At 42.1% G+C, this 12,199-nt stretch carries 10 protein-coding genes; 9 read left to right on the top strand and 1 reads right to left on the bottom strand.

Features of this window, described 5'->3' with window-relative positions; genetic code table 11:
- Window position 1: 1 nt before the first annotated feature.
- Entirely contained in the window at window positions 2–640 is a 639-nt protein-coding gene (pyrE, locus tag HNQ41_RS01370) for an orotate phosphoribosyltransferase (RefSeq protein WP_184662615.1), read from the top strand.
- A gap of 19 nt (window positions 641–659) precedes the next feature.
- Window positions 660–1,328: a class I SAM-dependent methyltransferase gene (locus HNQ41_RS01365; protein WP_184662614.1), complete on the top strand. Its 669-nt coding sequence runs from the start codon at window positions 660–662 to the stop codon at window positions 1,326–1,328.
- A gap of 91 nt (window positions 1,329–1,419) precedes the next feature.
- Here HNQ41_RS01365 and HNQ41_RS01360 read toward each other — a convergent pair whose 3' ends face one another.
- Window positions 1,420–3,138: an Rqc2 family fibronectin-binding protein gene (locus tag HNQ41_RS01360; RefSeq protein WP_184662613.1), complete on the bottom strand. Its 1,719-nt coding sequence runs from the start codon at window positions 3,136–3,138 to the stop codon at window positions 1,420–1,422.
- Window positions 3,139–3,303: 165 nt separating this feature from the next.
- Between HNQ41_RS01360 and HNQ41_RS01355 the strand changes: the two genes are divergently transcribed.
- The 7 genes from HNQ41_RS01355 (at window position 3,304) to priA (ending at window position 12,052) form a co-directional block, all read left to right on the top strand.
- Window positions 3,304–5,994, top strand: coding sequence for a cation-translocating P-type ATPase (locus HNQ41_RS01355; protein WP_184662612.1), 2,691 nt, complete (start codon window positions 3,304–3,306; stop codon window positions 5,992–5,994).
- Window positions 5,995–6,156: 162 nt separating this feature from the next.
- Window positions 6,157–7,044, top strand: a complete 888-nt coding sequence (locus tag HNQ41_RS01350) for a YicC/YloC family endoribonuclease (protein ID WP_184662611.1) — start codon at window positions 6,157–6,159, stop codon at window positions 7,042–7,044.
- Window positions 7,045–7,110: 66 nt separating this feature from the next.
- A complete protein-coding gene (remA, locus tag HNQ41_RS01345) occupies window positions 7,111–7,380 on the top strand; it encodes an extracellular matrix/biofilm regulator RemA (protein WP_184662610.1) in 270 nt (89 codons plus the stop codon).
- A 58-nt stretch (window positions 7,381–7,438) separates the two neighbouring features.
- Window positions 7,439–8,053, top strand: a complete 615-nt coding sequence (gmk, locus tag HNQ41_RS01340) for a guanylate kinase (protein WP_184662609.1) — start codon at window positions 7,439–7,441, stop codon at window positions 8,051–8,053.
- On the top strand, window positions 8,053–8,259 hold the full coding sequence (rpoZ, locus tag HNQ41_RS01335; protein ID WP_184662608.1) for a DNA-directed RNA polymerase subunit omega: 207 nt from the start codon (window positions 8,053–8,055) through the stop codon (window positions 8,257–8,259). Before gmk ends, rpoZ begins: the two co-directional genes overlap by 1 nt.
- Window positions 8,260–8,423: 164 nt before the next feature.
- The gene (gene coaBC, locus HNQ41_RS01330) at window positions 8,424–9,635 is read left to right on the top strand and encodes a bifunctional phosphopantothenoylcysteine decarboxylase/phosphopantothenate--cysteine ligase CoaBC (RefSeq protein ID WP_184662607.1); all 1,212 of its coding nucleotides are present in this window, start codon (window positions 8,424–8,426) and stop codon (window positions 9,633–9,635) included.
- A complete protein-coding gene (gene priA / locus HNQ41_RS01325) occupies window positions 9,632–12,052 on the top strand; it encodes a primosomal protein N' (RefSeq protein ID WP_184662606.1) in 2,421 nt (806 codons plus the stop codon). Before coaBC ends, priA begins: the two co-directional genes overlap by 4 nt.
- Window positions 12,053–12,199 lie beyond the last annotated feature (147 nt).

Below are 12,199 nucleotides of genomic sequence, written 5' to 3'. Positions count from 1 at the left end.
AGTGAAGGATATTTTAGCTGAATCTTTACTTGATATCGAGGCCGTAACGCTTTCACCAAACGAACCATTTACGTGGAGTTCGGGATTAAAGTCACCGATCTATTGTGATAATCGCTTAACGTTAGCATATCCTGAGCTAAGAAAAAAAATTGCTAAAACGATGGCCAAAGAAATGGATAATGAAGTGGGGAAAGATTATATCGATGTCGTTGTCGGTACGGCGACAGCAGGGATTCCCCATGCTGCCTGGGTAAGTGATCAATTAGAGAAGCCTTTAGCTTATGTGCGTTCATCGGCCAAAGCTCATGGAAAAGGAAAGAGAATTGAAGGGAAAGTTGCGAGTGGTGATCGCGTCGTCGTTGTGGAAGACTTACTGTCCACGGGTGGCTCTGCCCTTGATGCGGTTGAGGAGTTGCGCTCGCAAGGAGCCATCGTCCAAGGTGTTTATGCAATTTTCTCGTATCAACTTGCAGTCGCGGGCGAAGCGTTTGAAGAAAAGAAGGTGCGCTACACTGTTTTGTCAGATTATCAATCATTGATCGAAGTAGCTAAAAACCGCGGCGACCTTAATGAACAAGATGTAACGGCGCTTAAGGAGTGGCGTGAGGACCCAAGTATGTGGTCAAAGAAGTGGGAATAAGTAGAAAGTGAGGAAGAGGATGCGAAAACTATCAGCGCAAGAGTTTGACGACAGAGTCGATGTTTTTGATGCTATGGCGAAGACTTCTTGGTTGTCTCCTGTTCATGACCAGATGATCAAAGAGAGTGGCTCATGGAAAGGGAAAACAGTTCTTGATGTAGGTTGTGGAACTGGACAAATGTTGAAAAAAAGAGCAAATCAAGAGTCGGAGCTCATGGGTGTTGACTTATCAGTCGAGATGATTAATGCTGCTCGTCATCTTTTCGATACTTGTCATCCTTCAGTGGATGCGACGTTTCTCGTTGGTGATGTAGAATCTTTACCAATAGAAGATTCAACTTGTGATATCGTATTTGCATCTTGCATTCTCTTTTTTCTTCCCAACCCTTCATATGCGATTGTGGAAATATCTCGTGTATTAAAGCAAGGCGGTGTGCTGATTACACTCAATCCGACAAAGGAAATGTCTGCATCCAACATCGAACGTTTTCAAAAAATACATGGTTTACCTCGAAATGAAAGGGAACTTTTAAATCGTTGGTGTGAAGTGGCACAACGCCGCCATCGCTTCAATAAACTGGACTGGGCGTACCTATTAAGTGATAAACCTTTAACACCGGTGAGTCATTTGTCTGTGTTAGATGGTTTAGCGGTGATTTTGAAAGCAAAAAAGACAAAGTTGTTTTGATGTATTAGCTTGGATCTCAAAATGGAGAAAACAAAAAGAAGCTTTCGCTTAAAGGGTTTCCATTATAGCGAAAGCTTCTTTTTTTCGAGGTTTATGACTCATAAAGTCGGTAAACAAGGTCTTCATCAGGTGTCACAAACAGTGTCGTTTGATTATCGTATGTGACATAACCAGGCTTTGCTCCATTTGGTTTTCGCACGTGACGAATTTTCGTATAGTCAACGGGTACTTGACCAGAAGACCGTCCCTTACTGAAATAAGCGGCTAAATGTGCGGCTTCAATCAAAGTGTCCTCTCCAAAATCTGCACTTCGGATGACGACGTGTGACCCGGGAATGTCTTTTGTGTGTAGCCACGTATCATCTTGACGTGCGATTCGATTTGTGACGTATTCATTTTGTTTATTATTTTTACCGACGAGGATCTCTACCCCTTCTGATGAACGATACTTTTCAGGTTTCGGGGTTTCTTGTTTCTTTTTCTTCTTCTTCTTTTTCTCTGTTTTACGAGGCTTTAAGTAACCTTCGTCTGCCAATTCCTCTCGAATTTCTGCAATATCTTTCGGCGCAGCTGACTCGACTTGTTGTAACAGTCGTTCGAAGTATGCCATATCTTCTTTGGCTTTTTCTATTTGCCCTTCAACGACCGCAACAGAATTTTTGGCTTTGTTATACAGCTTAAAATAATGCTGTGCATTTTCAGACGGGGATTTACTCACATCGAGAGGGATCGTGATTGTCCCTTGATTTTCATCGTAATAATCAATGACCTCAATTTCCTCATCGCCTGTTTTTGCTAAGTGCATATGTGCGGTTAATAATTCACCATAATGTTGGTATTTCTTCGCTTTTTCGGCATCATTCAACGTTTTATTAAGCTTTTTAATTTTCTTCTTGTTTTTTGCGTATTCATTACGGAGCCAGCGATCTAAATCGTTTGCTTGTTGTTTAACACGATCTCGTTCAGCTTTTCCGTAAAAATAACGATCTAACATCTTGCTAACTGAATCAAACGTTTTTTTCGTTCCATTCAAATACGTCAAATCGAGGACGGAAAAATGCTCACCTTTAGATGTTTCTAAAATTTGCGGTGCATAATCATCGTTTTTCACCGCATCAAAGACGGAGGAAAATGCTTTCGGCAATGTCTCCCGATTAGCAAAGTGTGTCCGGTGAATGATTTCTTTACTAACAAGGGGGGAGAGACCGCTAAATGTATCAACGAGCTGTTGGTCGAGCTTCCCTTCTTGAAAATGTACTTTTTTAAGTAACGTGTCCTCGTCCACTTCAAGTGGGTTGAGTTTATCTTGCTTTGGAGGTGCTTGAAAAGCATGTCCAGGCAAAATCGTTCGTACACTTGAAACGGAAGGTGGAACGTGCTTGATCGCATCAATGACTTTTTGTTCTTTTTCATCGACAAAAATGATATTACTGTGACGCCCCATCAGTTCAAGGTGTAGTGTTTTATAAGACGTATCTCCTAATTCGTCGCGTCCTTTAAAAGATAAACGGATAATCCGTTCCATTCCGTCTTGTTCAATCGATTCTAAAATGCTTCCTTCAAGATGTTTGCGAAGTAACATACAAAACATCGGCGGCTCAGGTGGATTTTCGTAGCGCGCCTCGGTGAGATGAAAACGAGAGAACGATGAGTGGGCAGAGAGTAATAACGTATGGTTTTGTCCGTGGGCACGAACGGTCATCGTTAACTCTGTTTTAAATGGCTGATGGATTTTGCCAACGCGACCTGATACGAGAGAACGGTTCACCTCTTCTGTTACCGCTCGCGTAACAATTCCGTCAAATGACATCCATCCCACCTCCTTTTACACAGACTAAATTCATTATAGCAAGGATCGATTGTGAAAAGAAAGGGCGTAATACGGAAAATGAGGCATGTTCTTGAGGTTGTCCGAATAAAGATAGCTTGTATAAGGTCGTAAACAAGCAGTGAGCAAAACGGTGGGGTGAAGCGTATGAATTGGCATGCAATGACTGAAGAGGATGTATTACAGCGTGTTGAAAGTAATGAAAACGTCGGCCTATCAAATCGAGAAGCGAGCGCGCGCCTAGCTGAGTTTGGAACGAATGAACTAAGCGAACAAAAGCCTCGCTCTCCGTTTAGTGTTTTCGTGTCGCAATTTAATGATTTTATGATTTTCATTTTGTTAGCAGCGACATTGATCTCTGGTTTACTTGGTGAATATATCGATGCGATCACAATCTTAATCATCGTCTTTATTAACGGATGTCTCGGTTTTTTTCAAGAACGAAAAGCTGAACGTTCTTTACTTGCATTAAAGAAGTTATCTGCACCTGAGATGACAGTGCTTCGTGAAGGGAGTTGGGTTAAAATTCCTTCTCGTGATGTTGTCGTAGGTGATGTAGTGAAATGTTCTACTGGAGATCGAATCGGTGCAGACGTACGTTTTATTGAAACGTCAAGGTTAGCGGTAGAGGAATCGGCTTTGACAGGGGAATCGGTGCCTGTTCAAAAAGCACAAGTAGCGTTAGAGGAAGAGGATATCAACCAAGCTGATAAAACGAACATGGGCTTTATGGGTACGCTCGTGACGAGTGGACAAGGAAAAGCTGTCGTCGTTGCGACAGGAATGAATACAGAGATGGGGAAAATCGCTCACTTAATGAGTTCAGAGTCCAATCAAATCACCCCTTTACAAAAGCGGTTAGAGGAACTGGGGAAAGTGTTGATTGCAGGTGCGCTCGTTTTGACGGCGCTTGTCGTTTTGTTTGGGATTTATCAAGGACATGAATTGTATACGATGGTTTTAGCAGGCGTATCACTAGCAGTAGCCGCAATTCCTGAAGGGTTGCCGGCGATTGTAACGATTGCGTTAGCATTAGGTGTACAACGGATGATTAAGCGGAATGCCATTGTGAGAAGGCTTCCAGCTGTAGAAACGTTAGGTTGTGCAACCGTCGTTTGTTCTGATAAAACAGGGACATTAACAAAAAATGAAATGACCGTTACGCAACTTTGGAGTGTCGATGGAACGATCGATATGCAAAAAGGGGATGGTTCGTTAGCATTTACAAACGATGATTCTTCTCAGCGATTTCCAAAAACACTTAGGCGGTTACTTTATTTTGGAACCCTTTGTACTGAAGCGGATATAACAAAGCCAGAACAAAGTGCGATTGATAAATTGCACGCACATGACATAAGTGGTGACCCAACGGAAGTGGCGATGGTCGTAGCCTCAGCAAAGGCAGGATTTGATAAGCGAGACATCGTAAAAGACGTAGAAATTGAAAAAGTGTTTCCATTCGACTCAAAACGAAAAATGATGAGTATGGTCGTAAAAGATAAGCAAACGCAAAAACGTTACGTTGTTGCGAAAGGTGCACCAGATGTTTTAACGAAACATGCACGAGCGATTGAAACAGAAAAGGGTCAAGAAAAGCTCACTTCTTCAGCAGTCAAACAAGTAGAAGAAGCTGTTGAAGAAATGGCGCAAGCAGCATTACGAACAATCGCAGTAGGTTACCGTGAACTTAGAGAAAATGAAAAGTTCGTTCATGAATCAGAAGCGGAACAGCAATTAACCCTTGTTGGTATTGAAGGGATGATCGATCCACCTAGACCGGAAGTAAAACAGGCGATTACGAATAGTTTGCAGGCAGGGGTAAGAACGGTGATGATCACAGGTGACCATCGCGTGACAGCTGAAGCGATTGCTAAACAAATCGGTTTACTACCAGACGGTGGGCGTGTCATGGATGGGCGAGAGCTAGACGAAATGAGTGTACGGGATTTGAAAGATATCATTTCAGATGTCTATGTGTTTGCTCGTGTTTCACCAGAACATAAATTGAAGATTGTCAAAGCGCTTCAACAAAACGGAGAAGTTGTAGCGATGACTGGAGATGGCGTCAATGATGCGCCGGCAATTAAAGCCTCGAACATCGGTGTAGCAATGGGGATTACGGGTACCGATGTTGCAAAGGAAGCCTCGTCTCTCATTCTTCGGGATGACCACTTTGCAACGATTCAAGCGGCGATTAAAGAAGGGCGTAATATTTACGACAACATTCGTAAATTTATTCGATACATGCTCGCATCAAATGTTGGAGAAATTCTCGTTATGTTATTTGCGATGATGTTAGGGATGCCCTTACCGCTCGTAGCGATTCAAATTTTGTGGATCAACCTTGTTACCGATGGTTTGCCTGCAATGGCATTAGGGATGGACAAACCAGAAAGTGATGTCATGAAACGAAAGCCACGTGATACAGAAGAGAGCATTTTTGCACGCGGACTCGGCTGGAAAGTGATTAGTCGTGGGTTCATGATTGGGGTTGTAACATTGATTGCCTTTTGGTGGATGTTAGAAGTTGAAGGGACAGGTTTACAAGAGGCACAAACAGTGGCATTTGCGACACTTGTGATGGCGCAATTGATCCATGTTTTTGACTGTCGTAGTGAGTATTCAGTGTTTCATAGAAATCCATTTGGAAATCTTTATTTAATCGGTGCTGTATTATCATCTGTTGTTCTTTTACTCCTAGTCATTTATGTACCAGCATTTCAACCGATCTTCCATACAGTTTCATTAACGTTTAACAGCTGGCTATTCATCCTTGCAATGGCTGCTTTACCAACGGTCGCTTTGGCAGGGGGAGCTACGATTCGTCGCAAACGTTAAATGATTGATCGTCCACCGTGAATGCGGTGGACGATTTACTTTATCCTTTATGTCATGTACACTAAAGATTTGAAAGGAATGGTTCCTCAAATGGTCTAAATCATGCATCCCCTTGTTGTTACTTGAAAAATTGTATAGAATGGAAGAGTGGATGTGGTAGATATGGTTGTAAGTATGACAGGATATGGTAGATCTGTGAAGGCTAGTGAAGATCTTAAAGTCACAGTCGAGATTAAGACGGTAAATCACCGATTTTGCGAATTTCATGTTCGGATGCCAAAATCACTTTTTATGTATGAAGATCGTATAAAAAAGGTAGTCGGTGAATATATCCAAAGAGGGAAAGCGGACGTGTTTGTTAGCGTAGAAGGGAATGGGTTTGTTAAACGTTCACTTCACGTTGATTGGGATTTGCTTGATTCATACCATCGTATGTACGAGAAAATGAATGAGGCGTACAAAACATCACAAACGTTCCCATTGGATCGTTTGCTATTAACCGATGAAATTGTTCATGTTGATGAGTCAGATGACATATCAGAAACGGTAACATCTCTATTAATCGATGCTTGTCATGAGGCTGCAAGCGCACTGCGATCTATGCGAGAGAAAGAAGGAAAAGCGCTGTATAACGACATATATGAACGGCTAAACAATATAGCATTCTGTAGTCAAGAGATTGCCCAATACGCGCCACAAGTCCAAGAACGTTACCGTGAACGATTGCAAAAACGTGTCGATGAATTTTTATCAGGTCAAGACATCGAGATAGATGAAGGGCGACTTATGACTGAAGTAGCTGTTTTTGCTGATAAATCCAACATCGAAGAAGAGTTGACCCGTCTTCAGAGTCACGTAAATCAAGCAAAACGTGTTTTAGCAGATGAGGAAGGTGCCGTCGGTCGCAAGTTGGATTTTATTGTTCAAGAATTGAACCGCGAATGCAATACGATCGGTTCGAAAGCAAATGATATACATATTGGACAGCGAGTTGTAGAGTTGAAATCGGAAGTAGAGAAAGTGAAAGAACAAGTTCAAAACATTGAATAAATTCGCACCATTGAATGAAGCACTCATTTATAATGCGAAAATCTTTAATAGTAGGCAGGGGAAATTATGAATAACAACATCCATCTTATAAATATCGGATTTGGCAACATCGTTTCCGCAAACCGGATCATTTCGATTGTTAGTCCGGAATCTGCACCGATAAAACGTATTATTCAAGAAGCGCGTGATAGAAATGTGTTAGTAGATGCAACTTACGGGCGCAGAACGCGTGCGGTGATCATCTCTGATAGTGATCATGTCATTTTATCTGCGGTTCAGCCTGAGACGGTTGCGCAACGAGTAATCAATTCAAAAGATGACGCAACAGAAGAATAAATGAGTGTAAATTGAAAAATGGTAATATCAATATCAAGTTGTACAAGTGGAGGTACGTATGAAGAAAAAGAAAGGTATGCTCATCGTCCTTTCTGGGCCAGCCGGTGTAGGAAAAGGTACTGTATGTAAGGCCTTGAGAAATGAAGGTACCGATATTCAATATTCAGTGTCTGCGACAACGCGTGCGCCTCGCGAAGGAGAAGTAGACGGGGTGAATTACTTCTTCAAATCGAAAGAAGAATTCGAAAAGATGATTGAAGGCGATCGGTTATTAGAATGGGCAAAATATGTCAATAATTATTATGGGACGCCGCTTGATTATGTGGAAGAGACGATTGAAAAAGGTTATGATGTCATTTTAGAAATTGAAGTTCAAGGGGCATTGCAAGTAAAACGTAGATACCCATCAGGTGTGTTCATCTTTTTGGCGCCACCAAGTTTAAAAGAGTTGCGTCAGCGTATTGAAGGGCGCGGAACAGAAACAAAAGAGTTAATTGATAATCGTATGAATGTAGCAAAAGATGAGATCGAATTAATGGATCAATATGATTACATTGTTGAAAACGATCAAGTTGAACATGCGGTAGAACGTATTAAATCTATTGTGACAGCAGAGAATTGTCGCAAAGATCGATTAATTGAACAATATAAACAGATCGTGGAGGTGGAATGATGCTTTATCCATCGGTTGACTCCTTAATGGAAAAAATCGATTCAAAGTACACACTTGTGTCGATTTCAGCGCGTCGTGCACGAAATTTACAAGATCAAGGCCCAGACACTGCGTTAGTCGATCGACCGAAGTCAAGGAAACTTGTTGGTGTAGCTTTAGAAGAGATTGATCAAGACAAATTAACTTATCAAAAAAACGAGCAATAAACCAGTCATGGAGCTGACTCATAAAGGTATGAACGTCCCCTTTTGAGTCAGCTCCGTTTTTTGTCAAATGGTCTTATTTCTTGTATTGTAATGATATAGAATAAGGTTAGAACGTAACTTCAGCGGTTGCCACCTATGAGGTTTTGTTAGGAGGAGGAACGAACATGCTTGAAAATAAAAATGTCTTGTTGTGCGTAACAGGTGGAATTGCCGCTTATAAGGCGGCGGCATTGACGAGCAAACTTATACAAAAAAAAGCAAATGTTAAAGTGTTGATGACTGAATCAGCACAACAGTTTGTTACACCGTTGACATTTCAATCGCTAGCACGAGACCGTGTATATGTAGATACCTTTCGAGAAGAGGATCCGAGTGTTATTTCGCATATCGATGTTGCAGACTGGGCGGATGTTGCAATCGTTGCTCCAGCTACCGCAAATGTGATTGGGAAATTGGCAAATGGGATTGCAGATGACATGGTGACGACGACATTGTTAGCGACGAGAGCAGAAGCGTTTATTGCTCCAGCAATGAATGTACATATGTACGAACACCCTGCTGTTAAGCGAAATATGGATACTTTACAACAGGATGGGTACCGATTTATCGAACCTGGTGAAGGCTTCCTTGCCTGTGGCTACGAAGGGAAAGGTAGAATGTCTGAACCAGAGGAAATTGTAGAACACCTAAGTAATCATTTTCTGTGCGTAGAAAACCCAGTATGGCAAAACAAAAAAGTACTCATCACAGCAGGGCCGACTCATGAACACGCAGATCCTGTTCGTGTATTGACAAACCCGTCGACAGGAAAAATGGGCTATGCAATTGCTAGAGAAGCGGCGCGTCGGGGGGCTCAAGTGACGCTAGTGTCAGGTCCTACACAATTGCCGGATCCTAGTGGCGTGAACGTGATACGTGTCACAAGTGCAAACGACATGTATGAACAAGTATTGAAACACTATGAAAGTTCAAATGTAGTTATTAAGGCAGCTGCTGTCTCCGACTTCAGGCCGAAAAACGTTCAGGAGCAAAAAGTGAAAAAAGAGCAAGGAAGCGAAACGATCCAACTAGAACGGACAAGCGACATCCTTGCTGAACTAGGAAAGCAAAAAAATGGGCAATTTCTCGTCGGATTTGCAGCTGAATCGACAGATGTTTTAGCTTATGCACGTGAAAAATTACAACGAAAAAACCTTGATCTCATTGTCGCCAATGATGTGTCTAAGTCAAATAGAGGTTTTGCTGCTGATATGAATGAAGTGACACTGATCGGCCCGAAACAATTTGAAAAAAACATCTCGTTAGCGCATAAAGAAAAAGTCGCTGAATCCTTGTTAGACCAAGTTGCCCATCTTCAATGGGGCGGAGTGAAATGATTGCTAATGTGATCGTTGATGTACCTGCACAACAAATTGATCGAACCTTTGATTATGAAATTCCACCCCGTTTTGAACAAGTTGTTCAACCAGGTGTTCGCGTCGCTGTCCCGTTTGGACCACGGAAAGTACAAGGGTTTGTCGTTTCTTTATCAGAAACCTCGCAATTTGATCGTTTAAAACCAATATCTGATGTTTTTGATATTAAGCCAGTTTTAACCTCGGAACTTTTAGAACTTGGAGATTGGCTCAGTGTGACGACGCTTTGTTTTAAAGTGACGGCTTTGCAGGCGATGCTTCCCGCTGCTTTACGGGCGAAATATGAAAAGACGTTATCACTCTCTGATTCGATTGATAAAGAGACGCTATCTCCTGAAGTTCGTCAATTGTTTTCTCGCCAAAACGTCGTACGGTGGGACGAATTGCAAAAATCAGCTCATGAACAATTGCTAAAAGACATCCAACGTCATATCAAAAATCACCAAATTGTCGTTAACGAACATGTAGGGTCCAAAGCGACGATGAAAAAAGTACGGGTGGTTGAAAAGGCGGTATCTGATGAAACGCTAAAAGAAACATTGGAAAACTGGGGGAATACGGCGAAAAAGCAGCGCGAAGTGCTTGAATATGTATTTCATTATTCCGAGGTAATCGTAGTCTCAGAGCTTGTCCGAATTTGTGAAACATCTAGCTCTGTCGTTAAAGCACTTGTAGATAAAGGGTTGCTTCATGAAAAGGTAGTCGAACAAAAACGTGATCCATTTGAAGGACGTTCGTTTGGCCAGACAGAACCTATGGCATTAACAAGTGAACAACAACAAGTCATGACATCGATTTTACGAGATGTGCAAAAAGAAACGCATCGAACGTTTTTACTTCGAGGGGTCACTGGCAGTGGCAAAACAGAAGTCTATTTGCAAGCTATTGAAGCCGTTTTGCAAAAAGGAAAAGAAGCGATCGTACTCGTTCCAGAAATATCTTTAACTCCGCAGATGGTAACCCGTTTTAAAGAGCGATTTGGCTCTGACGTCGCAGTTTTACATAGTGGATTGTCGCAAGGAGAAAAGTTTGATGAATGGCGGAAAATTCGTGATCAAGAAGTGAATGTGGCGGTTGGTGCTCGTTCAGCAATTTTTGCCCCTTTTACACGCTTAGGGATGGTCATTATTGATGAAGAGCATGAGACAAGCTATAAACAAGAAGAAATGCCACGTTACCACGCACGAGATGTTGCTATAGCGCGTGGAAAGTATCACAAGTGCCCTGTCGTACTCGGTAGTGCAACCCCTTCATTAGAAAGTTATGCCCGTGCCCAAAAAGGGGTGTATGAATCACTGGAAATGGCAGAACGAGTCAACAACATTGCCATGCCTTCTGTTCACATTGTAGATATGCGTGAGGAATTAAGAAGTGGGAATCGTTCGATGTTTTCAAATGACTTGATCGAGGGGATGAAAACAAGGATTGAGCGAGGCGAACAAACGGTTCTCTTTTTGAACAGGAGAGGGTATTCGACTTTTGTCATGTGTCGAGACTGTGGACACGTCGTACAATGTCCGCATTGTGATATTTCCCTCACTTACCATAGGTCGACGGGTTCTCTGGATTGCCATTATTGCGGTTATCGTGAAAGGGTACCGAATACCTGCCCATCTTGTGAAAGCGAAGCGATTCGTTTCTTCGGGTCGGGGACGCAAAAAGTAGAAGAAGCTTTAAATGATGTTTTACCCGAAGCAAGAGTGATTCGAATGGATGTTGATACGACGAAACGAAAAGGTGCGCACGAAAAATTATTAAATGCCTTTGGTAGAGGAGATGGAGATATTCTACTAGGTACACAGATGATTGCTAAAGGGCTTGATTTTCCTAACGTTACGCTTGTCGGTATTTTAGCTGCGGATACGATGCTTCACTTGCCAGACTTTCGCGCAACTGAGCGGACGTTTCAATTATTAACGCAAGTAAGTGGCCGAGCAGGGAGACACGAAAAGGAAGGGGAAGTCGTCGTCCAAACGTATGACCCTGAACACTATAGTATCCAACTCATGCAAAACCACGATTTTGTGTCGTTCTTTCAACGGGAAATGCTCACCCGTAAAAGAGGGCAATACCCTCCGTACATGTTTTTAACTGTTATTACTGTAAGTGATACAGAATTGATGAAAGTAGCACAAACGACAGACCGAATTGCGCAATTTTTGAAGGAACGATTGCAAGAACCTTCAGTTGTATTAGGTCCTGTAGCTTCACCGATCCCGCGGATCAACGATAGATATCGCCACCAATGCGTGATAAAATACAAACATGAACCGAAGCTAACCTCTTTTTTACAAGATATTTTGTCGATGTACCAAACGGAAATGACGCGAACTGATTTAACAATTACGATCGACCAAAATCCATATATGATGATGTAAGAGACATTCATTTTGAAAGGCTATCTCGTAAACTTTGTTGTTTCTGATCAACTCGGAGGTGCGCAAAGTGGTTAAATGAGGTCACGTTCACTGTTTCGTTCGCTGCGGACATTGATTCCGCTATGTACTTGAAAAAGGCTCATTTTG

Source organism: Texcoconibacillus texcoconensis (assembly GCF_014202575.1).
Classification (GTDB): domain Bacteria; phylum Bacillota; class Bacilli; order Bacillales; family Salisediminibacteriaceae; genus Texcoconibacillus; species Texcoconibacillus texcoconensis.
Note: the sequence above shows the minus strand (reverse complement) of the source record. Positions and strands in the feature narration are given on the sequence as shown.